We start from the raw sequence: 24,383 nt of genomic DNA, 5'->3' as shown, positions 1-24,383 counted from the left end.
TTACTTTTACGCAAAGTACAACTTACATTATGTTGAAGAACCCAGTGATGTTGCTGATGGCTTTGTTATTTGTATGGGGTCATCAGTCATTTGCCCAAACCAGCGCCTCTCCCAAATACAGTGTTCCTGATCTTTATGCCGGTATTGAAGTTGGTTCAAAAGGTGTAAAGCTGAGCGTAATTGAAATGAAGCAGAATAAGGAAACAGGAAATAGTTTCTCCATTGTAAAAGACACTTCTTTCAACACCGATTTTATTTCTTTTACTCAACCAACGTTTGATGCAACGGCTAATAGTTTTGCTGGTATGTTTCAAACAGCTGTCAACAAGTTTAATATTCCATCAAAGAGAGTATTTACTGTTATCAGCAGCGGGGTGAAGATGCAGGCAGAGAAAGACAAGAAAAATGATTGGGTGGAAAAACTCATTAAAGAATTCCGCTCAAAAATAAACGAACCGCAACGCAAAGTAGAAGTAGTAGATGTGCAGCAGGAAGCAAAATTATCACACCAGGGAATTGTTCCTGTTAATCGTCGTTACAATACTTTCTTAATTGATATCGGCAGTGGTAATTCAAAAGGCGGTTTCTTTCCGTATGGTAATGACAGTTACTTTTATCTCTTTCAATTATCATGGGGCACAAAGAGTACAGCCAACGCTGCAGAAAAAATGTGTGGTGATGATAAGTCGCATGAAAATTATACACGCCAGTTATTACGTGTAGCAGCAGGCGCTGAAAATTCAGAGATCGCTTATACAGTTAATACAAGTGGAAGTTATCCTGTGAGCGATCATATTGCATTCAGTGGTGGCATTGCATGGGCCACTGCCACATTGTTGTATCCTGAATTAAATACTAATCCTGTTGTGCCGGTAACGTACGAAGACGTGGAGCGTTTCCACAAACGTGTTACAGAAAATTATTCTTCCTTATCTGAAACCTATTTAATGAGTAAGCTCACCAATGGCAAATGGGACAAGAAGCTGATCTCTTCAGAAATAAAACGTGTTCATGGCGTCTTCGATCAGCGTTCACTCATGGCCGGTAGTGCCTTGTTGCTGCGTATCATGCGCCAGTTTAAGTCGGTAAACGAAGCCAAACAATTCTACCTCATCAAAAATGGCCAGGTAGGTTGGGTGTCGGCATATGTTGATAATGCCGTTGATTAACGTGTACTTCTACTCCATTATATAAAAGCTCCGGTATTTGCCGGAGTTTTTTTATGCAGCATTAAACCACATTCTTTTTTGATGGTCTATGCATCCAGCCTTCAAAAAAATACGTAAAAGATGAAGGCATTTAATCCGTCACCATCGCAATCGTACTAAGTAGTTTGGCATGGTGTTTGGCAATCAACAAAAAAATATGTTTATGAAAATCAAACTTCTGTGTCTTGCCTTTGTTGCTGCAACTATTAGCAGCGTATCAGCACAAAACTCATCAGTATTTATTAAAGCAGGTTATAACCTTGCAAATATCTCGATCAGTGAAGATGGAGATGTAGATGAAAACAGAGCATTGTCAAGTTTTCATGTGGGCTTGCAGGGTGATCTTCCTCTTATCAAAAACATTCTTTCTATTCAACCAGGTTTGTTGTTTACGGGTAAAGGATCAAAATTACAAAATGGTGAGCCCGGACAAAATGGGTATTATCGTTCAGTAGTTAATCCTTATTACATTGAAGTGCCAGTAAATCTTGTATTGAAAGCACCATTGGGCGGCGATGCAAAGTTCTTTGTTGGTGCAGGACCTTACGCTGCAATGGGTGTTGGCGGTAAACGTAAACTTGAATGGCAGGCAATCGGTATTGCTTACAACAGAACAGACAAAATAGAATTCTCGAATGATGATCCTACTACATCAGGAGAAGAAGGACAAGGTTACGGTATCCTTCGTCGCTTTGATTATGGTTTAAATGGCACGATTGGTTTTGAAGGTACCAGAGCAATGTTCTCTGTTAACTACGGGCTGGGATTAGCAAAGCTTCAGTCAGGTGCGGATAGTGATATTGATGAAAAGAACAAACATAGGGTCCTGAGTTTTACAATCGGTTTCCGTTTGTAAGAACCTGCCGGACTGAGAAGGGCGCATTGCTTAGCAATGCGCCCTTTTGTATTTAACCGTTGATGAAATGAACTTATTGATGCGAATGAAATAAAAAGTGAGGAAGCTGATCAACAGATCAGCTTCCTCACCCAGTTCGTGTATTCGCTTGCAGCGAGTAGCTAATAGCTTGCAGCTTATTTCTTAAACTTATTCTTTAAAGCAGCCAATGCATCGTTGACGCTTAAGTTGCTGAGGTCTTCTTCCTTCTTTTGGATCCGATAGCTATCGGATTTTGTATTTGGGTTTTTATTAAGTCTTGTTCCTCTAGCTGGTGCTTCCTGCGTTTGTTTGATAGATAGTGCAATTCGCTTACGTGCAATGTCAACTTCCACAACTTTCACCATTACTTTATCGTTCAGTTTTAATTTTTCTGCAGGATCAGTAATATAGTCATGTGAGATTTCTGAAACGTGCACTAGTCCGTCTTGCTTCACACCAATATCAACGAATGCACCAAAGCGAGTAAGGTTAGTAACAATGCCAGGAATGACCATCCCTGCATTTACATCTTCGATCTTAAAAATGTTTGCATATTCAAATGCCTGTGCTTCACTACGTGGATCAAGACCAGGCTTCACTAATTCTTTCAAAATATCGGTGATGGTTAGTTCCCCAATTGTTTCGCTCACATATTTTTTAGCGCTGATCTGTTTGATGGTGGTTTCATTGCCAATCAATTCTTCCACTTTCAACTGCAGATCGTTTGCCATTTGCTCAACAACAGCATATGCTTCCGGGTGAACTGCACTTTTATCCAATGCATTCTCACCATCGTTAATGCGTAAGAAACCTGCACATTGTTCAAATGCCTTGTCACCCAGTCTGGGCACTTTCAATAATTGCTTGCGTGAAGAAAAACGACCGATCTCATTTCTATATTTTACAATGTTTTCGGCAATGCTGCTGTTGATACCACTCACATAGCTCAATAAATGTTTGCTGGCAGTATTTAAATTAACACCCACCTGGTTCACGCAACTTACCACCGTTTGATCAAGACGTTCTTTTAAGCGAACCTGGTTTACATCATGTTGGTATTGACCAACACCAATACTTTTCGGATCGATCTTCACCAGCTCAGCCAATGGGTCCATTAAACGTCGGCCGATGCTTACAGCGCCACGAACTGTTACATCTTTATCAGGAAATTCTTCACGGGCAACTTCACTTGCACTGTAAACAGAGGCACCATCTTCATTCACAAGAAATATTGGTAAGCCAAGATTGAGTTTTTTGATGAACTGCTCGGTTTCTCTTCCAGCAGTGCCATCACCAATTGCAAATACCTGCGTGTTGTAAGTGCTTACTAAATGACGGATCGTGTGTTCGGCAGAAAACAATTTGCCCGGTTCATGAATATAAATGAGGTCAGTTGTTTGCAGCTCACCTTTTTCATCCAAACAAACAATCTTACAGCCTGTACGATAACCTGGGTCAAGTGCAAGAATACGTTTGCTGCCAAGCGGACTGCTTAACAGTAACTGGCGAAGATTTTCTGCAAACACAGTAATAGCTTCTTCATCGCCTTTTTGTTTTAGTTGCGAACGGAATTCCGTTTCAAGACTTGGTTGCAATAAACGTTTATAGGCATCTTTAATTGCTTTCTTCACCTGCGTTGTGCTTTCGCTCATGCCTTTCACATATTGTGCATCGATCAATTCAATGGCCAGTTCTTCTTCAGGTTCAATACTCATCTTTAAGATACCTTCTGTAAATCCACGTAGAATGGCGAGTATTCGATGTGATGGTATTTTATGTACAGGTTCACTGAAATCAAAATAATCTTTGAATTTAACGCCTTCAGTTTCTTTATCCTTCATCACGGAGCTCTTCACCAACGCTTCATCTTCAAAGAATTTACGCAGTTTAGCACGCACATTCGCATCTTCATTCACCATTTCTGAAATAATATCTCGTGCACCTTGCAATGCATCATCTGCAGTTGCTACTTTATCATTAATAAATGTTGCTGCCTGTTGGTTAACAGCAATATCTTTTTGCTCGAGTAATAAAAGAGCAAGTGGTTCAAGTCCGTTCTCTCTTGCGGTTTGTGCTTTTGTTTTACGTTTCGGCTTGTAAGGCAGATAAATATCTTCCAGTTCATTTAATGTCGTTGCATTATCAAGCTTTGCCTGCAATGCATCTGTCATTTTACCTTGTTCGGTTATTGTTTTCTCGATGAACGTTTTACGTTCAGTAAATTCTTTCAGGAATTTGGCTTGGTCCTGTATCTGTTGAATGGCTACCTCATCGAGGTTGCCGGTTTTGTCTTTACGATAACGGGCAATAAAGGGAATAGTGGCGCCTTCGTTTAATAATTCAATTACCGGTTCAACCTGCTGCACACGCAGGCTTAGTAAACCTGCGATCTTTGATGAAAATTCTGTCATTCTTCTTCAGTTATACTTGTTAAAAGGGCATGCAATATAGTTGTGCTTACCTAGAAAAAAAATTTGTTCATTTCATTTATCACAACAAAAAAATGATTAAAGAGGTATGACGTGATCATGACAAAACGCATGTAAAAAAAAGACGTTATGTAAAAAACGAACATTTGCCTTTGCGTTCATCGCAACTTTTTTACCACTCTTCAAAACAAACAAGTTAAAACGCAGCATCACTTAAAAATGTTTTGTCAGTTATTTATAAGTGTTCGTTATTCGCACACTTTTTAATGATCTTAACAATAGTTAGATCATTATTTTACTAACATCAAAACTTTATCATTCATGACAAGAGAAAACCTTCGGGTTCTTCTTACGTTTGTGATTGCTGTGTTTTCTTTTGCGTTTGTGCAGGCACAAACTGTAACTGGAAAGATCACATCACAAACAGGAGAACCGCAACCTTTTGCTACTGTACAAGTAAAAGGCACACAAACCATCACCACTGCTGACGCACAAGGAAATTTTTCCATCAAAGCAAAACAAGGCGACGTACTTATTTTCACAAGTACTTCTTTTGACCGTAGAGAAGTACCTGTTGATGGCGCAGTGATGAATGTAACTGTAACGGCTACAGTTAACGCATTAAGAGAAGTTGTGGTAACAGGCTATACCACACGTTCAAAACGCTCAAACATTGGTTCTGCATCTACTGTTGTGATCGATGACATACGCACACAACCCATTGCATCATTTGATCAGATACTTCAAGGACAGGCACCTGGCTTGAATGTAAAAACCGGTTCTGGTCAGCCTGGCCGTAATGCAGATGTGATCATTCGTGGACGTACATCCGTAAATGGCTCAGTTGATCCTTTGTACATTGTTGATGGTATTGAAGTAAGAGCCGGCGATTTCAGCACAATGAATCAAGGCGATTTCGAAAGTGTATCAGTTTTAAAAGATGCAGCATCAACAGCTATCTATGGCTCACGTGGTGCTAACGGCGTAATTGTGGTAACAACCAAAAAAGGTAAAAGCGGCAGAGTTCGTTTTGCTTACGATGGACAAATAGGTGTTTCTACATTACCTGAAAACAAGTTAAAACTGATGAACACGCAGGAGAAACTTGATTTTGAAATGAACATTGCAGGCAATCCATGGGGATGGTCACCTGCAGAAGTTGCTGAATTCCGCAATGTAAATACTGATTGGAATGATGCAGTTTTCCGTGATGGCAAAATGCAATCGCACCAGATCAGTGCAAGTGGCGGTAACGAGAAAACAACTTTTTATACATCATTCAATTACTTTGACCAGGAAGGTGTAACGATCAACACAGGTTTAAAACGTTATAATGGACGTTTGAATCTTTCTCATGCAGAGCGCAACATTAAGTTTGGTATAAACTTAGCAGGCGGTTGGTCAAAATTCAGAGGAACATTTGAAGGTGATCAAAGTATTGGTTCACCATTGAATACAGTTATCTGGGCATTGCCTTATGAAAAAGTGTACAATGATGATGGCACTTATGCAGGTTCTGTTCAATTTCCTTTTTGGTTAAACCCGGTTGAAGAATTAGTTGTAAATGGAGATAACAGCTGGCAATTAAAATCAACAGGTAATGTTTTTGTGGAATACAATATTCCAGGAATCAAAAACCTCACTTATCGTTTAAATGCTGGTGGCGACTATTCACAAATAGAAGCTTTTGGCATTACTAAAAATGGAACACAATCTGCTCAGCAAAATGCAGCATTTGGTAGTGCGTTTGCAGGCGAGGGTGCTTTGGCAAGAAGTCTTGATCGTCGTTTCCGTTCAACTATTACCAATAGTCTTACTTATAAAACTTCTTTTGGTGCAAATGATGAACATGATTTAACTACATCATTGTTTACTGAATATATCAGACGCAGAGGCCGTAGCTTTAACTTTACTGGTTATGGTTTGCTCTTGCCATTTGATAACGAAGCCGGGCTTGTTGCCGGCACTGCTGCTAACGGGTATATTCCTACAGTTGGTGGTGGCTTCCCCGAAAACAGTTCACTACTTTCTTATTTCGGAACAGTTGACTATTCATTCCGCAGCAAATACTTCCTTACACTTTCAGGAAGAACAGATGGTTCATCACGCCTGAGTCCTGATAATCGCTGGACACAGTATGGATCAGTAGGTGCTGGCTGGATCATTTCAGAAGAAAATTTCTTTAAAAATGTGAATGCGATCAATTATCTGAAATTAAGAGCAAGTTTTGGTGCTGTAGGTAACCAAAATGGTATTGGTGAATTCCCTTACATCCAGCAATATGGTCGTGGCACTTATGGCGGCCAGGGAACATTAAGTATCAATAGTCTCGGTAATGCTGAACTCACCTGGGAAAAAAGAAGAACAGCAAACATTGGTGTTGAATTGGAATTATTTAAGAGCCGTATCAGAACATCAGTTGAATATTACAACAGCTTAACAACAGGTTTGTATTTCCAGCCTACTGTTCCTGCAACAAGTGGTGGTAATGGAACTATCCTTGCAAATAATGGAAGTATGGAAAACCAGGGTATTGAAGTAAATCTTTCATTGAAAGTTATTGATGTGAAAGATTTCAAATGGACAATCGATGCAAACTATGCATATAATAAAAATACCATTAAATCGCTGCCCGATAACCAAACCTTCCAGTTGTATAAAAGCTTCCAGGCATTACAGGTAGGCAAGCCCTTGAACAGTTTTTATCTCGTTCAATACGCAGGTGTTAACCCCGACAACGGTAATTCACAATACCTGAAAGCTGATGGCAAAACCATCACAGAAGATTATGATGCAAATGATCTTACAGTATTGGGTGGAAGTGATGCTCCTCACAATGGTGGTCTTACAAACACCTTTAACTTTAAAGGGTTAGAACTTTCAGCATTCTTTGTTTACTCGCAAGGAAACTATGTGTATAACAATGCACGTTATAATGTTGAGTATTATGCATACACCACATCAGGTTTTGCTCGCAGCGGTTTAACAGCGTGGACAACACCAGGTCAGCAAACAAATTTCCCACGTATTGATGAAGCTACTCAAGGTCAAACAACACGTTTCCTTGAAAAAGGTGATTTCCTTCGTTTACGTAATGTGATGCTTTCTTATTCATTACCAAGAAGCGTAACAGAAAAACTGAAGATACAAGGCCTGCGTTTGTTTGTGCAAGGACAAAACCTTTACACATGGCATAAGTTCCAGGGCTGGGATCCTGAAGTATCAACAGTTGTAAACTCTGATGCTAATTCAAATGCTGCTGTAAGTGGTGCACAATATCCCTCTTTACGCAGTATAAACTTTGGTTTGAATTTAAATTTTTAATGAACGAAATTATTAATATATGAAGATGACACTAAAACCGGTTTACATCATGCTGGCCCTGCTATTTACAGGAATTGCAGCATGTAAGAAGCCATTAGACACAATACCTGATACGTCGTTAACGGATTTAAAAACCTTTGATGATGTACGCAGTGCTTTACGTGGGGCATATGACGGGTTCCAGAGCAACAACTACTATGGTAGCCCTGCTGCATCGGGCAGTGCAAGTGCATGGAGTGCATTACCTGAATTAATGGGTGATGATTTTGTAGAAGCGTTAGAAAGTTTGGGTAACTGGAATATCATGAGTGAAATGACTTATGCTTCCGATAACGGAGCAGTAGCTGCTGCTTTTATACAGCCTTATGAAATTATTTCAAGAGTGAATAACCTGTTGAAGTTTGTAGAGACCTATGAAACAGGTTCTACTGAAGCTGAAGCCAAGCGTATCAAAGCACAGGCATTGGCCATTCGTGCACACGCACACTTTGATCTTATGCGTTATTTCGCACAGGATTTTGGTCGCAACTCAACAGCATTAGGTGTGCCCTTTGTAACTGTTTTCGATCCACAAAAGCCGTTTGCTAATTTGCCAGCACGTAACACCGTTAAAGAAAACTACGATGCCATTTTAAAAGACCTCGGCGACGCATTGATTGCGTTTCGTGAGGGTGGTAACACAACCGGAAATGGGGCACGTAATTATATCGATAGCGTTGTTGTGTATGCGATGCGTACACGTGTGAACTATTATGCTTCTGAGTGGGCGGCAGTTATTGCCGATGCAAATATTGCATTAGGGTTAAGACCTGTTGGTAGTGCTGCAAATTATATTTCAACTTTTGCAACTGCCGGTGAAGCATCTCCTTCGAGTGAAGTTTATTGGGCTATTCCTTCCGATAACGCTCTGCGTCCTGGGGGTGCAATAAGTGGAAATAGTCCTAACTATCGTGTAACTGCTGCCATGAGTGCTATTTTACAGGCACAAGGTGGTGCTTATGTTGATCCCGGTGTAAACCGGTTCAACCAGGCGGGTTCTGGTGGTATTCAACGCACACTTAGCTGGAAATATCCGGGCATCAGAAGCTTTAAAGTTTTTCGTGCCGGTGAATTGTTATTGATGCGTGCTGAAGCAAAACAACGCACAGGCGATCTTACTGCATTGGCCGATCTTAATTTGTTGCGCACCAATCGTGGTGTAGCAGCAGGCGCCGAAGTTGGTGCAGCTTTGCTTAATGCTATTTTATTGCAACGTCGGGTTGAATTGCTGGGCGAAGGTCATCGCTGGTTCGATCTCCGCAGATCTACAAAGACAATTGTTCGTGCCGAGTGTGGTGTTGCCAATGGCTCACGTGCCGACAATTGCAATATCAATTCAACATCCAGGTCATGGACGTTCCCTATTCCATTCAATGAAATAAAAGTAAACCCTAATCTTGTACAGAATCAAGGTTATTAAAACGGGAGGGGATAAATAAGAAAAAGCTGTTCAGTTATAAAAAGCTGAACAGCTTTTTTCTTTACGATTGTTGCTCGTGCTCTTCCTGTTGTGGAAGATGCGCATTCAGCACTTCTTCGATCTTATCATGCAACACCGTAGTTGAAGAGGTCACCCACTCGGGTAGATCATGGTTTTCCAAAATTTTCCACTTGTTATCTTCTTTATGCATCTTGAAGAGTAACCTGTTTCCACGTTCATCTGCCACATCTACGCTGAAGATGCCTTCTTGTAAGCCACCAAGCTTCCTGAAGTTGAATTCACGTAAGCGTCCGTCTGCTTTTATTAAACGGGTGAATTGAATGTTTTTAACGACTTGTAGTTTCATCTGTTCAATTTTTTGTGTTTTTGCCAGATGTTATTCGTCATAAAGATCATCATCGCTTTTGGCGACAATTTGCTCGATAATTTTTATGACTCATTTCATCAGTATATAAGTTTTTATTGGTAAGCTGTTTTATAAATGTGGGCAAGGGAGTATTTATGAAAGCAAAACTCATGCACAACTTAATTTTTGTGGAAAACTTACAGGACAGAATAATACCCGTATCGGGCATATCAATCAAGACAGATGAGTCTAATCCTTTAGGATCCTGGCTTCTTTAATGATGTCGATCTGGGGAAATTTGTTAATGAACCATTTATTGCCTTTGAAATAAATGGTGTCAGCGGGCTTCATGGCATCATTTCCATACCCTGAATAGAACTGCCGCACTACGTCCATGCCGCTAATTACTTTGGCAAAGGGCACAAATCCTTTCACTCCGCCGGCATTAATTGTATCGTACGAAAGATTATTCCGAAGATTGATAAAAATGGATGTTTTGCGGGTATTGGGCGCTCCACGGGAGAAACAGATGGTGCTATCGGTATTGGAACCGACAACAGGTTCATCTTTCAGATTCTTTCCCTGCCAAAAGATATTTTTTTGTTTGTCTTCACTCACGCCAAACTGCACCAAAAAATCCTTTATCACACGAAAAATGACAGTATTATTATAATAGCCGCTGCGAATGAGTTGGTAAAAGCGATCGGCTCCGAGCGGCGACCAGCTACGATAAACTTCCACCGTGAAATTTCCCTTGCTTGTTTCAAATTCCGCTTTGAATGTTTCAGGTGCTTTTAGTTTTAACAGGGTGGCATCTGTTTTTAAAATCTGTGCATGCGTTTGGATCAGAAGGAGTGAGGTCAATATAGATAGAGTGAAACATTTCATGCTGAAAATTACAAAGCTTTCCTCAATTACAACTTGTAGTTGAGGAAAGCTTTGCATGTTACTAACTTAAAAACTCAGAACTATAGAACCTAGAATCTTATTTTTTTGCTACACCGCCTTTCTTGCTATCAACAGTGATCGTGTATTTTCCTGAACCCTGCACAACCCAGCGAACGGTAACAGTTGACAAGCCGGGGATATTTGCAATTTCAATTTTCTCAGGATTACTTGTTTGTTCGTTTGAAATGTTGAGATCGGTATTTTCAACGATCATTCCTGCAATTGCTTTTACGCCAGTAATTGAAATATGATCGGGACGTTCAATCTTATATTTCAGATCATGACTGCTGTGCGTTGGCATAATGCGACTGTTTGAAATAACAGCTGTTACTTCTTTCAATCCATTGCCGAGATCTTTTTCTGTAACCGTATCAACATTCAATAACGGAGTATGATATGCATGATAAATCGTAAACGCCATGTTGCGATGTGCATCACTTTCTAACAAAAAGCCCGGATGTGCACGGCCAAAGTTTTTCTTGAAACCACCAATTTCAATTTTACCATATTGCGGATGATCATATTCATGCCAATCAACAAATGCGTCTTTAAACAACAGGTAACTATCAAACTGGAAGTTTGTATTATCCTGCGGATTGCGGGTTGCATCTTTGTTGTACATTAAGAAAGGAGTCCATAATTCATTTGAATAAGTGTAAATACCACGACCACCATAGAACCAATCAAGTTCGCCACCATACGCTGCATACAGATCTTTATGAACAATCAAGTAGCGATACCCGGGAATTAACTCTTCACCTTTCTTTGCAATGATATCATACACCTGTATGTCTTGCGGATTGTAAGTTACCTGGTCTGTTGGATCACCAGGGCCACGTAAGATCATGCCACCAGCATTGTGATACGATTGTGCGCCTGCAATGTTTGGATGCTTCATTACAAAATCCATCACGGCTCTTGTTTCAGGCAATGAGAATGGATATTTGTACGCTCCATTCTGAATATAGTTTGGTTGCCATCCCCATCCCCAGTCACGGTTTGGATCGTATTGAAACGTATAGCCATCTTCATTCACTGCACCATCACCATCATCATCTTTACCTTCAAGACCCAATAATTCATAATCGCCTTTTTCGTCTGGGCCAACCTGCATCATCCTACGTGGATCCGATGGGTCAACACGGTAGCGTCCTGTCGCTGATTTGCGACGCATCAATAAAATTTCATTGTCTTTGTCAAGATCATCATAACCATCTTCATCGAGTAAACCATCACGATCATTGTCAACAGGAATAACTCCTGAACGTGGTGAGCTTCCAGTATTTGGTTCATGAAAATAACTATCACGACCGTCAGGATTAATGGTTGGCACGATATAAAAAACTTTATCGCCCAGTAATTCTTTAATGAAGCGAGTGTCTTTAAATGATTCAGTTAGGTACCATGCTGTGTACAAAGAGAACTCTGCACCTTGTACTTCGTTTGAGTGAATGTTGCCATCGATATACATGCCGGGTTTCTGGTCAGCATTTCCTTTTTTGAAATCAGTAATGGTAAGACACCAGATATCCCTGCCTTTAAATGATTTGCCGATCGATTGCAATTTTGCAAGATCGGGATGAGCTGCTGCGATTTTTTTGCATATTTCTGTAATACCTGCATGATCGTAATAACGATTCCAACTGATAGCTACTTTTGGATTTGCCGGGGAGCCGGCAGCTTTAAATATCTGGTCAACATTTTGTGCAGTGGCCAACAAGGCTACAACACTGAACGCTGCTGATGCTATGATTTGTTTTATGTGAAGTTTCATACTTGAAAATTTTGGAGTGAACATTAAAGTGTAACCTCAATTGTTTTTGTTCCTGTAGTAGGGCTGCCAGCTTCAATGATTATTTTGCCAGTTCCTTTAATAAGCCATGTCAGTTGTTTTGAACTGTAGCCTTCCAGTGCATTTAACAATTGGATTTTTTTACCACTGATGATCGATTGAGAACTGTTGTTGTTCACTTTTACATTAATGCGTTTCACCCAGTAACTGCGTTCGCCTAGTTTGGCGTGAGAAGGCAAAGCAGATTTATTGATGACATCAAGTGTTATTCTTGTTAGGCCTCTTGCAAGTTTTTCCGTTCTAACATTCACAATATCAACTTCTGGTTGTGCCGCTGCAAGTTTCATCAAAAAGTTGCTGTGCTTTTTTACAAGATCAGCAACAAGCGAATAGGGTGGGGTAGTTTGTGCAAAGGGATCAATACCACCAACCTCAACTTTTTGATTTGGGAAATCACGATGTTGAATTGTTTTCCATTCAGTAAATACATTGCCTGCATTTTGTTGCGACGCCCAACGCAAATAGTTTGCAGTTGCATCTTCAACAGTAAATGGTTTTTCATTTTTTGCAGTGTCGGGTTTTGTTTTTGGCACCCACCAACCCGGCGTACTGAAACTAAACCGCCCATAATGATAGTAACCCCATGATAACAGATCACCACCATTTACTGATGATGGAGGAGCATCTTTCAAACCAACAGTTTTATTATACAAGTCGCTCACCATGCTGTTTACTCTTGTATCGGGTTGTAACCACCCAGCAAGAACAGGAGCCGTTACAGACGCTGCGTTGAAAGAGTAAGGCGTACTCAAATTATTGTTGCTGCTGAAACTAATGACCGCATACACATTGAACCGATCGAACAACTCATCAAGCAATGCTCTTGTTTCTTTTTCTGATGCAGGGTATTCACCTGAACCTTGCGAAAACGAAGGATGTTTAAAGGATAAATTTTTATTGAACCAAACGCCGCCTTCGCCATCTTCATTAAAGACGCCGTCTTTATCATTGTCTTTGCCTTCTGTAAAAACAAGATAGTTTCCTTTTTCACCTTTGCTAACATCTGCCCGGATCAATACTCTGGGATCGTTGGGATGTAAACGGTGTGTGCCCACTGGTGATTCAACACGCATCCATGTGATCTTACCATTACCATCAAGATCATCATAATCATCTTCATTACTAATTCCATCACGATCATCATCAGTTAAAGTGGCATTGCCCTGGCGCTCGTAACGAATCGATGCAAAGAACTGTTCCATTGCGTCCGGACTCATGTTGGGAAAAATATAGAACGTTGTTTTGTTGAGCAGGTTTTTGATACTGTCGGTTGAAATGCCTTGCATCAGTTGCTCTGCAAAGCCAATAGCGAGTTCTGTACTCAACGGCATATTACCTTCTACACCACCCACTACCGCAATGGCCGGTTTGGTTTCGGTGTTGCCCGAGCCGATGGTAATTTGCCAGATGTCTTTACCGCCATTTGTTTTAGTTAACGATTTTACTTTTACCCATTGCGGGTTTGCTTTTGCCAACCCATTAATGCGGTTGGTTTGTTGAGCAAAATTGCTGTAACCATTTTGTGCTGTTAAACTGCTGTAACAGATCATACACAACAGGTAGGCACTGATTCTTTTCATCATTGTGAAATTGTTTTGGTTGCCGAATATACTGAAAACAAACCCCCATTAAATGCCTTTTGATGAATGGTGGAAATGGGGGATGAGGCGGACGGTAGTGGGTTGGTAATTTGGAATTAGGTGGATGGCGGGTATTCTTTTATCGTCAATAAACTTCAGTTATCTGAATCGTGCAGAAATAGTGTAGCACACTTTTTCATTGATACGATGAAATATTTCGTTGTTTATTTTTCTTGCACGACGCAAGTTCCGGCGATCGAGCAAGACACCATCCTTATCGTAGTACTGCGGCTGATTATAAAACGTAAGAATAAAATATTTTTCAGGAGCAAATGGTGCTCGAAGTGATCGGTTACGAATAGACATGAACGTAAGCATCCGTTTTTGTCCTTCTACATAATAGTCGAGTTTATTCACCCAGGTACAATTCGCTTTTTTCATATACTGCAATAAGTAAGCAGTAGCGGTTGTATCGTACCCATACCTGTGTAAGCTATCGTAGAGGGCCCGGTCATTGAGGTCGAATTCATAGATATAGCGGATGGTATCAGTTTTTATTTCAATCAACCCATGGCTGTATTGGTTGTCGGTAAATCCCAGCGATAATAATCTTGGTTGTGCGATATGACTATATACCGCTTCTATGCCCACAATATCTTTTTCATGTTGCTTGTAATAGTTGATCGGGAACTGGCGTGATACAGAACAGGAGCTCATGATAACAATAAGCAGGATGAAGTAAGCACAATATTTTAAGTGTGTTCTCATTGCTTTTTTCCTACGCTCCAGCTAACGCCATAGAGTAAACGTTTAAATGTATTCAATTCAATTTTTCGCAATGTATTAAAGCCCGCATCCCAATAGGTGATATTTACCATGTCGTTTTCCCGGGTTATTTTTTTTAATACGATATAATGCGTGGGAGTGTGCTTTTTTACTTTGCCATGGTTCTTGCGTCGTAGCATGCGGTTATTGAGATAAAGAAAAACTTCACCTGTCTCTAATTTCTTCTGTAGAAACTGTACAGGATTTTTCAACCTGAGTCTCAGAAGATCGTAACCCATAGACTGTATCTCCGTTTGCATGGTAGCCCGCAGCATATGATTAAACTTTGCAAGATTAGTTGCAGCCCACAGGGTTAATTCTCTTCCTTCTTCGTAGTTGCGGTGGAATATATTAATGTAACCTTTGTAATGATCGGCCAGTGTAAAGAAAAGCATTTGATCTGCATCGTTCCTGTCGAGTTCACCTTCATACAAAACCAATCCCACTTGCTTTTGAACAGCGTCAGATGGTTTATACATTACCCCGGCATATTCCGCTTTCCCGTTTTTATATAATTCAGTCATGAACTTTACATAACCAAGCGGATCATTTGTTATCATGGCATAACTCACTGCAGCAAATGCGCAGAAGTTGGTGTTGCGGCCAGCATACAAGAAAAATGGGTGCTCAATGTTCCTTTGAAGATTCTGTAAAAATAATTGCTGGTTTACCGATACCCATGGAGCATTGCCCGCAAAAGAGGATTTTTTCAGAAAGGCCAACGCCTGTTGCTGCTTGCTGACAAATACAGCTCCGTTCGTTTGTGAATACGAACAAATAGGTACGCTTAAAATGAAGCACAGATAAATAAAAGCCTTTTGAAGTCTCATGCCATAAAATGCTTGCCGGGTAAAAATAACGAGAAACTTGTTACGGTATCACGAACAGAACCTGCAGAGGTTGAGAATTTCAATTCTACACTTGCATTTGGTAAACGAAATGTTTAATTTGGAATACTTACTTCCTTAGTCCGACTCTGTCAATTCTAACAGTTGCTTTTATAAGTCATCGTTATTCGTCAGCACCTATCCTTACCCGGTCTTATTTCAAAACCTTAAAACGAAAATCAATGAAAGAGAAAAATCAAGAACAGGTACCGGCACGCAGGAAATTTTTATCAGCTGTTGCTGCTGGTGCTGCTGCTTTGGGGTTGGCATCCTTGCCTAAAGCCATCCAGGCATCTCCACTGCTTAAAGAAAACATGGTAACCGATCAAAACAGTCCCGATGAATGGTTCAACCAGATCAAGGGAAAGCACCGGATGGTGTTTGATGCAACACAGCCGCATGAAGTTTATCCATTTGCCTGGCCTAAAGTATTTCTAATGACCAACGAAGCCACAGGAACAGCTCCTAAAGATTGCAGTGTGGTAGTGGTGCTCCGGCATACGGCTCTTGGTTATGCCATGGACGATAAGATTTGGGAGAAATACAAGTTCGGCGAATTGTTTAAAGCCAACGATCCAAAAACAAGTAAGGCTGCAACCCGCAATCCTTTCTGGCAACCAAAGCCCGATGATTTTGTGATCCCTGGCATTGGAGCAGTTCCGCTCGGTATTAACGATCTGCAAAAAGACGGCGTGATGTTTTGTTATTGCCAGGCGGCTTTTGCTGTTTACTCAACCGTTGCTGCAAACATGATGAAGATGGATGTAGAAGCTGTGCGTAAAGAATGGCTTGCAGGCATATTACCTAACATTCAACCTGTACCTTCTGGTGTGTGGGCATTGGGCAGGGCACAGGAAAAAGGTTGCGGATATATTTTTGCCGGATAACAGGTCAGCGAGTTAATAAAAAAATCCCTTTCGTTAGCGATAGGGATTTTTTTTATTAGAACAGTACATGAAGCGTTATGCTTTTTTCTTTTTTCCCAACCAGATCAGCAGCAGCGAAACCAGCAGGAACGCAAGTGTAACATACACTGCATTTGTAAATGCTTTTGTATAGCCCAGCTTTCCTGCATCAATAAAAAAGTAAGGATAAAAATCACTGAAAGCTCCACGAATCAAAACATAAATAAGATAAATGAATGGATAGAATAACCACAGTGCAGTTTCCTTCCACTGTATTTCTTTAGCCGACGTATAGGCGATCCAGTAAATGATTGTCAGCAGTGGAGTAACAGAGTGCAGTAAATTGTCGGCCAGTAATTGCCAGCCTTGTGGATTCCACAAAGAGCGAAGTATAAGATTGTACACCAATCCCACGATAAGAATATAAACTGTGACAGCGGTAAACACCCCCGGCTTATTAAAGAACTGAAATCCTTTTCCTTTGTTCTGTAACAATGAAGTAAAACAAATAGCTACAATAAGATTGGTAAGAATAGTAAAGTAGCTGAAAAAGCGAACCACGGCTTCGCCTACACCGGTGGTGCGGTTTACAATTTGTAAATAAAGTTGTAGCAGGAGAGCAAACCAGGCAATAACTGCAATGCTGATCTGCACAATGCGTTTAGTTTGGTTAACAGGCATATAATTGAAGTGTTTCTTAAAGATACATATCCAAAAAACAAAAACCCGCTTCTGTTGAAACGGGTTTTGCTTGCAGCTTTGAGGCTGTATTAGTAACGATAAGCTTCAGGTTTAAATGGACCTTCTTTTGAAATACCGAGGTATTCAGATTGAGCAGAAGTCAATTCATCCAGTTCAACACCAATTTTTGCAAGATGAAGACGTGCAACTTTTTCATCAAGATGCTTAGGCAATACGTATACGTTGTTATCGTATTTGCTGTTGTTCAACCAAAGTTCGATCTGTGCTAAAGTTTGGTTGCTGAAAGAGTTACTCATCACAAATGATGGGTGACCAGTAGCACAACCAAGATTCACCAGGCGGCCTTCAGCCAGCAGGATGATGTCTTTACCATCTACATTGTAAATATCAACCTGTGGTTTCACAGTATCTTTTGTATTACCATAGTTTTCGTTCAACCATGCAACATCAATTTCAATATCGAAGTGACCAATGTTACAAACAATTGCTTTATCCTTCATTGCTTTGAAGTGTTCGCCAGTGATCAGGTCACGGCAACCAGAAGCAGTAACAATGATGTCAGCTTCTTTCACCGCATCTTTCATTTTCTTTACTTCAAAACCATCCATAGCAGCTTGTAAAGCGCAGATAGGATCAATTTCAGTAACAATTACACGGCAACCTGCACCAGCTAATGAAGCAGCAGAACCTTTACCTACATCACCATAACCACCAACAACTGCAATTTTACCAGCGAGCATTACGTCGGTTGCACGACGGATAGAATCAACTAATGATTCTTTACAACCGTACTTGTTATCGAATTTAGATTTAGTAACGCTATCGTTTACGTTGATAGCAGGCATTGGTAAAGTGCCTTTTGTTACTCTTTCATATAAACGGTGAACACCAGTAGTTGTTTCTTCACTGATACCTTTAATGCCAGCGATCAGCTCAGTATAGTTATCTAACACCATGTTGGTTAAATCGCCACCATCATCAAGGATCATATTCAACGGACGATCAACACCACCAAAGAACAATGTTTGTTCAATACACCAATCAGCTTCTGCCTGTGTTTGACCTTTCCATGCATAAACACCAATACCTGCAGCGGCAATTGCAGCAGCAGCATGGTCTTGTGTAGAGAAGATATTGCAAGAGCTCCATTTAACTTCAGCGCCCAAAGCAACCAGTGTTTCAATTAACACGGCAGTCTGGATGGTCATGTGTAAGCAACCGGCGATACGTGCGCCTTTCAATGGTTGTTGTGCACCATATTCTGCACGGATTGACATTAAGCCCGGCATTTCTGCTTCAGCCAAACGAATTTCTTTACGACCCCATTCAGCGAGGCTGATATCGGCCACTTTGTATTTCAGATCGAAATCAATAGTGCTTCTTGTAAGAGTTGACATGTTGTAATGTTTTTAGATGGCAAAGGTAGTTTTTCAGTAGAAAATAACACGAATGTGAATAAATTCAGGAAATCATTCTAAATTGGAGGTAGATAAAAGGACAAAAACCTGTTTACCCATGGCAAAAGCGACTAAAACAGAACAAATCACTAAAGAGCCCGTTACACTCGATAAAACTGACCTCAGCATTCTTCGCCTGCTGCAACAAAATGCACGGATGACGGTAAAGGAAATTGCTGACAAAGTTCACCTGAGTACCACTCCTGTTCACGAACGCATTAAGTGGTTGGAAAGAAGTGGCGTCATTAAACAATATGCAGCCCTCATTGATCATGCGAAGGTAAAGAAGGGATTGATGGTGATCTGCTACGTGTCGTTAAAAGAGCACAGTAAAAATGCAGGCACGAAATTTATTAAACATATCAACGAATTGCCGGAAGTGATCGAATGTTATAATATTTCCGGTGAGTTTGATTTTATGTTGAAAGTAGTGGCAGAGAATATGGACGATTATTATAACTTTCACGTGAACAAGTTGAGCCAGAGTGAAAACATGGGGAATGTGCAGAGTGTGTTTGTGATGGGTGTGTTGAAGCAGACACCTGTGATGGTGTGAAGAAAGTACGAAGTGGGAAGTACGGGGTACGAAGGGATGAATACAAACTGTCTTTGGCCCGGTTTATCGAACAGCAATTATCATTTTTCAATTATAAATTAACATCATGTACAGTTACGATACAGTTACCGAAGCGATCAGTGATTTAAAAGCCAGAGGTTTTTCCCTCGACTTTAACCTGCAGGTAAATACGCTGCAATGCTACAATCCCGATCTTAACTTAACGCCACAGGAATTTGAGATTAAAGAAATCTACCGGTTTGAAGGCGACACCAATCCATCTGACGAAGAAATTGTTTATGCCATTGAAACAAAAGAAGGACACAAAGGTGTATTTGTGAACGGTTACGGAATTTCGGCTGAAGAAGTTGGTTCGGAGATGATGAAAAAACTGGTTGATCATCACAACGATTAAACTTCAACATCAAGTCATTCAACTTTAGGAAGCAAGTAGATAATGAAGCTCATGAAAATAATGAGCGCTGCTACATGAATGGCAACAAATGGTTTTGCATTTTGTTCTCCTTTAGCAAGCCTTATAAAATTCCGTGCTGAAAAAAATAAGCTGATGATGGGGAATGCCCAGAATGCATACACAAGAAGCGCACTTCGATAAGGGAAACGAGGCGTCATGTAAAGATTGTAAAGGTTAACAATATACAGTAAGTAGGATACGATTGTAATACTGATGTTTAAAGCCCTGTCGGAAGCAGTGGACTTTCTATTGCTGATATGCATTAAAGCTGGGTTATTTTGATTTCAAATCAATGATAATAATTTTTCTGATTAAATGTCGGGGTGAAACATGTTCTTCGAAGTAGTATGATGTTCCTTGATTGCTTTTCTTGAAAGCCAGATGGCAAATACAAATGAAGCAACAGCGCCAAGAAATAATAAAGTATCGCTCAGATACTTGTTTACAGCAGCATTGCCTTGTAGAAACAAGAAGAAATCATACGTACCATGAAAGAATGCAGCCCAGAAAATACCGGTGAATAAATAAAACCTCCTGCGTTCAGGTTTAAATTTCGCTTTACCCGCAAAATAACCCATCAGCACGGCAAAAGCTGCATGGGCTGGTACACTTAAAAACATTCGCACAACTGCAGTGCCTAATCCATGCTGTTGAACATACAAGATATTTTCAACCGTTGCAAAACCCATCCCGATCATTACACTGTAAACAATACCATCGAATGGTTCATCAAAACTTTTTCTGGGAAAAGCGTAGGCACGCAGCATAATGTATTTGCTCCATTCTTCACTCAGGCCAACAATGATATAAGCAAATACAGCGGTGTATAAAATGCTTTCGCTCATCAGGTTTCCAACAGGCCCTGCTGTTAACAATTGAATAATGATGGCAGGTATGATGCTAAGGCATCCAAGAAAAAAGCAGATAAGCAAATTAAGATGCGGCTCACGGTTAAAGCGGTCCTTCAAAAAAATGTAAAGACTGATAGCAATACCGGGTGCAATGGAAAGGGCGAGCAGAAGCATGGTGTTGAAATTGCTTAAAGATAGTTGCTGAAGATGATTTTATTTCACCAGTTCAATTTATTTTTAAGTATGAATCGAAAACCTCTCATTGCAACGATTGTGTTTTTTGTTTTTGTGATAAGCCAGATAAAAGCGCAACGCTTTGGCGGCAATCCTACTTCGTTGAAATTTTATCAACTCAATACAGATAAGGTGCGTATTATTTTTCCGAAGGAATTAGAAAAGCAGGCGAGGGAGGCTGCATGGTTATCGCACCAGTTGGTTCGTGATTCACTTTCTTCTTCACTTGGTAACAGGTTAAGAAAGTTCAATGTCGTGTTGCAAAATCAAACCACCACATCAAATGCATATGTCGGTCCGGCTCCATGGCGCAGTGAATTTTATATGATGCCCGATCTTACAAACCTTGGCAGCGGAGCTGTTCCATGGCACCAGTATTTAGCCTTGCATGAGTTCAGGCATATTGAACAGTTCTCCAACTTTGATCGTACCATTCCTAAAATCGCTGGCTTCTTTTTTGGACAGGAAGGAAAAGCTGTAGCCATGAATCTTGCTGTGCCCGATTGGTTTTGGGAAGGCGATGCTGTGTGGCAGGAAACCATCAATAGTAAACAAGGTCGTGGGCGTTTTCCTTCTTTCTTTAATTCGTATCGTTCATTGTGGTTAGCTAATAAAAACTATTCTTATCAAAAGTTGAGGAATGGATCATATCGACATTTTGTTCCTAATCATTACGATCTCGGTTATTTGCTGGTAAGTTATGGCCGTGAAAAATATGGCAGCGACCTGTGGACGAAAGTGAATAACGATGCATTGAATTTTAAAGGATTGTTTTATCCTTATCAAAAAGCTGTGAAGCGGCATACCGGTATTAAGTACAAGCAGTTTGTAAACGATGCATTCAATTGGTATAAGGATGAAATGAGTGTAAAAGAAACGTCGGTGTTTCAATCGTTGCAATCCATCAATAAGCCCGTAAAAAATAGCGTGGTGAATTATGAGTATCCTTTTATTACTGATGATGGAAGTGTGCTGGTATTAAAATCGGGTTACAGGCAAATACCAAGATGGGTGCGGATTCACACCAATGGACATGAAGAGAAGTTAAGGGTGAAAGATATTGCAGAAGACAGTTATTATTCTTACAGGGATGGCAAAGTTGTGTACACCGCATTTGCAACCGATGCACGCTGGGGATATAAAACCTATTCTGAGCTGAAAGTGTGGGATACAAGAGTAAATGAAGTAAAAAAGATTAGCAGTAAAACAAGATTGTTTCAGCCCGATCTTTCACCCGATGCAAACAGCGTTGTTGCTGTAAATTCAGGAACAGATCAGCAAACAAATCTCCGCATCATTCAGTTGAATGATAACGCTGTTGTTGATCTGCCAAACCCTGCTGAATATGTTTATACGTTTCCTCGTTTCTCTGCTGACGGTTCAACCATTATCAGCGCTGCTCGAAATGTAAAAGGGGAGATGGCTTTGTTGCAAACAACTATTTCTTCAAAACAAGAAGAAATATTGTTGCCGTTCAGTAATGCAATGATGGCTTATGTACAAGTATCAGGTGATACAGTATTATTTACTTCATCTCAAAACGGGGCGGACGTGTTGTATTTGTTAGATGTAAAAACGAAAGAGTTGTTTCGTGCAGCCGATCTACCCAATGGAAATTACCAGGCAACACTTGATCAAAAAACACAAACAGTTATCTGGAATACATTTACTGCTGATGGTAGTATGCTGTTGAAACAAAAACTAAGTGATGTAAGATTAAAACAAGAAACAACAACTGCTCCTTTAAGCAACTTATATCTTTCAGGTAAAACATTTGCAGCAGCTGACCTGTTGAAAAATGTTCAACAGCATCCAGGTGAAATAAAACGTTATCGTTCCGGTACAGGTTTGTTGAACATTCATAGCTGGCGACCATTTGCTGAAGATCCTGATTATGGTATTACATTCTACAGCCAGAATATTTTGAACACATTTGTCGGTGAATATGCTTATACGTACAATCGCAACGAAGGTTATAACCAGGTGTCGGCTGATCTGATCTATGGTGGAATCTATCCTCAACTATCTGTTGGTGCTTCGCAAACATGGAATAGGAATTTTGCATTGAATGAGGATACAACCATTACATTCAATCAAACAAACCTGAATGCAGGAATTAATATACCACTCAACTTTACCGGGGGGCTGACGTTTAAAAACCTCAACCTTTTTGCTTCCTATAATACAGAGCAGTTCAATTTTACCGGCATTGCAAAAAGGATTTATAAAGACCAGCAGTTCAATTATATCAATACAGGGTTTAGTTGGTTGCTACAAACACAGAAGGCAAGGCAACAGATATTTCCGAAATGGGCGAACACCATTTCACTTCGATACAGGAGAACAACGGACGGACAATTAGGAAATCAACTACAAGGCAATATCGGTTTTTATCTTCCTGCTTTGTTCCGAAATCACAGCCTGTCCTTTTTTGCTACAGGGTTTGCACGGGATACGTTGCGTGGCTCTGTGTTCAGTAATAATTTTCCGTTTGCCAGAGGATACCAGGCTTTCAACTATCCACGCATGTGGCGCTTTAGTACCAACTACCAATTTCCTGTAGCCTATCCTGAATTTGGTATTGCCAACATGATCTATTTCATGCGTGTAAGAGCAAACCTGTTTTATGATTATACGGCGATCAAAAGTTTGCGCACAGGAAATGTATTCCCGTTTGAATCGGTAGGAGGAGAGTTGTTTTTTGATACACGTTTATGGAATGTACAGCCGTTCTCTTTTGGTGTGCGTTATAGTTATTTGCTGAGTGTTGATGATCTTGGATTGAATCGCAACCCTCACCAGTTTGAATTGGTGTTGCCTTTGGATTTGTTTTAACACAGTTTCACGCAAAGATCGCAAAGGAACAAAGGCGCAATGGTTGTATTGGCTTGCAGCGAGTAGCTAACAGCTTGCAACCTGCTTCTACATCACCTTTATCTTGATATCAGGCGCAGTATAATAATAACCAAACTTATCTTTCACAATAATATCGGTGATAAGAATTTCGTCTTCTTTTTTGATGATCTCGTACAGATTTTTTTGCCAGGGTTTACTGAGAAAACCAGAGTTGCTAACGTTGGCTGCGGTTGAGTTATACTTACTTTTTATTTCACCTGTTTTTTCGTCTTCATACTTGTCCTTACTGCGATGCACCACTATAAAACGGGAAATATGATATCGGTTCTTTTTATCATCGATCACCCATATGGCAGAGTCGATGGTGGTCAACACCATTTCAAGCGGAAGATCACCACCCTTTGTTTTACCCCAAAATGATTGGAGCGGCGGCGGTTTTAAGGTTGGCTTGGGTTTATCCTGCGCCTTGGTTTGTAAACACAGCAACGAAACAAACAGGAATAAAAACAAACGAAATGGTTTTTTCAACAACATGGATCAAATGATTTTTGTTATAACGAAGCAGGCCTTCTTCTATTGCACCTGCATTTC

General features: G+C 40.3%; 20 protein-coding genes. 8 read left to right on the top strand and 12 right to left on the bottom strand.

Annotated features, from left to right (window positions below; all coding sequences use genetic code 11):
• Positions 1 to 29: 29 nt before the first annotated feature.
• Both ACO1QW_RS11730 and ACO1QW_RS11725 read left to right on the top strand, forming a co-directional pair.
• Entirely contained in the window at positions 30 to 1,169 is a 1,140-nt protein-coding gene (locus tag ACO1QW_RS11730) for a hypothetical protein (RefSeq protein ID WP_486258710.1), read from the top strand.
• 202 nt (positions 1,170 to 1,371) lie between these two features.
• A complete protein-coding gene (locus ACO1QW_RS11725) occupies positions 1,372 to 2,064 on the top strand; it encodes a porin family protein (protein ID WP_486258708.1) in 693 nt (230 codons plus the stop codon).
• A gap of 176 nt (positions 2,065 to 2,240) precedes the next feature.
• Here ACO1QW_RS11725 and ACO1QW_RS11720 read toward each other — a convergent pair whose 3' ends face one another.
• On the bottom strand, positions 2,241 to 4,496 hold the full coding sequence (locus ACO1QW_RS11720; RefSeq protein WP_486258706.1) for a Tex family protein: 2,256 nt from the start codon (positions 4,494 to 4,496) through the stop codon (positions 2,241 to 2,243).
• 339 nt (positions 4,497 to 4,835) lie between these two features.
• On the opposite strand from ACO1QW_RS11720, the gene ACO1QW_RS11715 reads away from it, so the two are divergent.
• Together ACO1QW_RS11715 and ACO1QW_RS11710 are read left to right on the top strand one after the other, a co-directional pair.
• Positions 4,836 to 7,838 (top strand): SusC/RagA family TonB-linked outer membrane protein, encoded by a 3,003-nt coding sequence (locus tag ACO1QW_RS11715; RefSeq protein ID WP_486258704.1) that lies wholly within the window; start codon positions 4,836 to 4,838, stop codon positions 7,836 to 7,838.
• A gap of 19 nt (positions 7,839 to 7,857) precedes the next feature.
• Positions 7,858 to 9,297: a RagB/SusD family nutrient uptake outer membrane protein gene (locus tag ACO1QW_RS11710; RefSeq protein ID WP_486258702.1), complete on the top strand. Its 1,440-nt coding sequence runs from the start codon at positions 7,858 to 7,860 to the stop codon at positions 9,295 to 9,297.
• A gap of 61 nt (positions 9,298 to 9,358) precedes the next feature.
• Here ACO1QW_RS11710 and ACO1QW_RS11705 read toward each other — a convergent pair whose 3' ends face one another.
• The 6 genes from ACO1QW_RS11705 to ACO1QW_RS11680 form a co-directional block, all read right to left on the bottom strand.
• A complete protein-coding gene (locus ACO1QW_RS11705) occupies positions 9,359 to 9,664 on the bottom strand; it encodes a hypothetical protein (protein ID WP_486258700.1) in 306 nt (101 codons plus the stop codon).
• A 249-nt stretch (positions 9,665 to 9,913) separates the two neighbouring features.
• A complete protein-coding gene (locus ACO1QW_RS11700) occupies positions 9,914 to 10,552 on the bottom strand; it encodes a peptidylprolyl isomerase (protein ID WP_486258698.1) in 639 nt (212 codons plus the stop codon).
• Positions 10,553 to 10,649: 97 nt separating this feature from the next.
• Positions 10,650 to 12,386 (bottom strand): M14 family metallopeptidase, encoded by a 1,737-nt coding sequence (locus ACO1QW_RS11695; protein WP_486258696.1) that lies wholly within the window; start codon positions 12,384 to 12,386, stop codon positions 10,650 to 10,652.
• Between the two features lie 23 nt (positions 12,387 to 12,409).
• Positions 12,410 to 14,047, bottom strand: a complete 1,638-nt coding sequence (locus ACO1QW_RS11690) for a M14 family metallopeptidase (protein WP_486258694.1) — start codon at positions 14,045 to 14,047, stop codon at positions 12,410 to 12,412.
• Between the two features lie 156 nt (positions 14,048 to 14,203).
• The gene (locus tag ACO1QW_RS11685) at positions 14,204 to 14,812 is read right to left on the bottom strand and encodes a hypothetical protein (protein WP_486258692.1); all 609 of its coding nucleotides are present in this window, start codon (positions 14,810 to 14,812) and stop codon (positions 14,204 to 14,206) included.
• Positions 14,809 to 15,699: a hypothetical protein gene (locus tag ACO1QW_RS11680; RefSeq protein WP_486258690.1), complete on the bottom strand. Its 891-nt coding sequence runs from the start codon at positions 15,697 to 15,699 to the stop codon at positions 14,809 to 14,811. The genes ACO1QW_RS11685 and ACO1QW_RS11680 overlap by 4 nt, the downstream gene beginning before the upstream one ends.
• Before the next feature lie 239 nt (positions 15,700 to 15,938).
• On the opposite strand from ACO1QW_RS11680, the gene ACO1QW_RS11675 reads away from it, so the two are divergent.
• The gene (locus ACO1QW_RS11675) at positions 15,939 to 16,643 is read left to right on the top strand and encodes a twin-arginine translocation signal domain-containing protein (RefSeq protein WP_486258688.1); all 705 of its coding nucleotides are present in this window, start codon (positions 15,939 to 15,941) and stop codon (positions 16,641 to 16,643) included.
• A gap of 75 nt (positions 16,644 to 16,718) precedes the next feature.
• On the opposite strand, the gene ACO1QW_RS11670 is transcribed toward ACO1QW_RS11675, so the two are convergent.
• Positions 16,719 to 17,342, bottom strand: coding sequence for a Pr6Pr family membrane protein (locus tag ACO1QW_RS11670; protein WP_486258686.1), 624 nt, complete (start codon positions 17,340 to 17,342; stop codon positions 16,719 to 16,721).
• Positions 17,343 to 17,431: 89 nt separating this feature from the next.
• Positions 17,432 to 18,760 (bottom strand): adenosylhomocysteinase, encoded by a 1,329-nt coding sequence (gene ahcY, locus ACO1QW_RS11665; RefSeq protein WP_486258685.1) that lies wholly within the window; start codon positions 18,758 to 18,760, stop codon positions 17,432 to 17,434.
• A 118-nt stretch (positions 18,761 to 18,878) separates the two neighbouring features.
• Between ahcY and ACO1QW_RS11660 the strand changes: the two genes are divergently transcribed.
• Together ACO1QW_RS11660 and ACO1QW_RS11655 are read left to right on the top strand one after the other, a co-directional pair.
• Complete coding sequence (locus tag ACO1QW_RS11660) at positions 18,879 to 19,376, top strand: Lrp/AsnC family transcriptional regulator (RefSeq protein ID WP_486258683.1); 498 nt, start codon at positions 18,879 to 18,881, stop codon at positions 19,374 to 19,376.
• A gap of 106 nt (positions 19,377 to 19,482) precedes the next feature.
• Entirely contained in the window at positions 19,483 to 19,791 is a 309-nt protein-coding gene (locus ACO1QW_RS11655; protein ID WP_486258681.1) for a phosphoribosylpyrophosphate synthetase, read from the top strand.
• 14 nt (positions 19,792 to 19,805) lie between these two features.
• Here ACO1QW_RS11655 and ACO1QW_RS11650 read toward each other — a convergent pair whose 3' ends face one another.
• Complete coding sequence (locus ACO1QW_RS11650) at positions 19,806 to 20,114, bottom strand: hypothetical protein (protein ID WP_486258679.1); 309 nt, start codon at positions 20,112 to 20,114, stop codon at positions 19,806 to 19,808.
• A gap of 48 nt (positions 20,115 to 20,162) precedes the next feature.
• Positions 20,163 to 20,876 carry a PrsW family intramembrane metalloprotease gene (locus ACO1QW_RS11645; protein WP_486258677.1) on the bottom strand — a complete coding sequence of 238 codons (714 nt, stop codon included), beginning with the start codon at positions 20,874 to 20,876 and terminating at the stop codon, positions 20,163 to 20,165.
• A gap of 69 nt (positions 20,877 to 20,945) precedes the next feature.
• Between ACO1QW_RS11645 and ACO1QW_RS11640 the strand changes: the two genes are divergently transcribed.
• Positions 20,946 to 23,771: a TolB family protein gene (locus tag ACO1QW_RS11640; RefSeq protein ID WP_486258675.1), complete on the top strand. Its 2,826-nt coding sequence runs from the start codon at positions 20,946 to 20,948 to the stop codon at positions 23,769 to 23,771.
• An 87-nt stretch (positions 23,772 to 23,858) separates the two neighbouring features.
• Here the strand turns inward: ACO1QW_RS11640 and ACO1QW_RS11635 are convergent, their stop codons facing one another.
• Complete coding sequence (locus ACO1QW_RS11635) at positions 23,859 to 24,326, bottom strand: hypothetical protein (protein WP_486258673.1); 468 nt, start codon at positions 24,324 to 24,326, stop codon at positions 23,859 to 23,861.
• Between the last annotated feature and the right edge of the window lie 57 nt (positions 24,327 to 24,383).

It is taken from the genome of Lacibacter sp. (assembly GCF_057361365.1).
Note: the sequence above shows the minus strand (reverse complement) of the source record. Positions and strands in the feature narration are given on the sequence as shown.

Excerpts from the sequence above, each read along its gene's own strand:
- ACO1QW_RS11655 (WP_486258681.1), top strand. The coding sequence starts at position 19,483 with ATGTACAGTTACGATACAGTTACCGAAGCGATCAGTGATTTAAAAGCC.
- ACO1QW_RS11720 (WP_486258706.1), bottom strand. The coding sequence starts at position 4,496 with ATGACAGAATTTTCATCAAAGATCGCAGGTTTACTAAGCCTGCGTGTG.
- ACO1QW_RS11710 (WP_486258702.1), top strand. The coding sequence starts at position 7,858 with ATGAAGATGACACTAAAACCGGTTTACATCATGCTGGCCCTGCTATTT.
- ACO1QW_RS11680 (WP_486258690.1), bottom strand. The coding sequence starts at position 15,699 with ATGAGACTTCAAAAGGCTTTTATTTATCTGTGCTTCATTTTAAGCGTA.
- ACO1QW_RS11635 (WP_486258673.1), bottom strand. The coding sequence starts at position 24,326 with ATGTTGTTGAAAAAACCATTTCGTTTGTTTTTATTCCTGTTTGTTTCG.
- ACO1QW_RS11675 (WP_486258688.1), top strand. The coding sequence starts at position 15,939 with ATGAAAGAGAAAAATCAAGAACAGGTACCGGCACGCAGGAAATTTTTA.
- ACO1QW_RS11645 (WP_486258677.1), bottom strand. The coding sequence starts at position 20,876 with ATGCTTCTGCTCGCCCTTTCCATTGCACCCGGTATTGCTATCAGTCTT.
- ACO1QW_RS11640 (WP_486258675.1), top strand. The coding sequence starts at position 20,946 with ATGAATCGAAAACCTCTCATTGCAACGATTGTGTTTTTTGTTTTTGTG.
- ACO1QW_RS11690 (WP_486258694.1), bottom strand. The coding sequence starts at position 14,047 with ATGATGAAAAGAATCAGTGCCTACCTGTTGTGTATGATCTGTTACAGC.
- ACO1QW_RS11705 (WP_486258700.1), bottom strand. The coding sequence starts at position 9,664 with ATGAAACTACAAGTCGTTAAAAACATTCAATTCACCCGTTTAATAAAA.
- ACO1QW_RS11725 (WP_486258708.1), top strand. The coding sequence starts at position 1,372 with ATGAAAATCAAACTTCTGTGTCTTGCCTTTGTTGCTGCAACTATTAGC.
- ACO1QW_RS11650 (WP_486258679.1), bottom strand. The coding sequence starts at position 20,114 with ATGCATATCAGCAATAGAAAGTCCACTGCTTCCGACAGGGCTTTAAAC.
- ahcY (WP_486258685.1), bottom strand. The coding sequence starts at position 18,760 with ATGTCAACTCTTACAAGAAGCACTATTGATTTCGATCTGAAATACAAA.
- ACO1QW_RS11700 (WP_486258698.1), bottom strand. The coding sequence starts at position 10,552 with ATGAAATGTTTCACTCTATCTATATTGACCTCACTCCTTCTGATCCAA.
- ACO1QW_RS11715 (WP_486258704.1), top strand. The coding sequence starts at position 4,836 with ATGACAAGAGAAAACCTTCGGGTTCTTCTTACGTTTGTGATTGCTGTG.
- ACO1QW_RS11730 (WP_486258710.1), top strand. The coding sequence starts at position 30 with ATGTTGAAGAACCCAGTGATGTTGCTGATGGCTTTGTTATTTGTATGG.
- ACO1QW_RS11685 (WP_486258692.1), bottom strand. The coding sequence starts at position 14,812 with ATGAGAACACACTTAAAATATTGTGCTTACTTCATCCTGCTTATTGTT.
- ACO1QW_RS11660 (WP_486258683.1), top strand. The coding sequence starts at position 18,879 with ATGGCAAAAGCGACTAAAACAGAACAAATCACTAAAGAGCCCGTTACA.
- ACO1QW_RS11695 (WP_486258696.1), bottom strand. The coding sequence starts at position 12,386 with ATGAAACTTCACATAAAACAAATCATAGCATCAGCAGCGTTCAGTGTT.
- ACO1QW_RS11670 (WP_486258686.1), bottom strand. The coding sequence starts at position 17,342 with ATGCCTGTTAACCAAACTAAACGCATTGTGCAGATCAGCATTGCAGTT.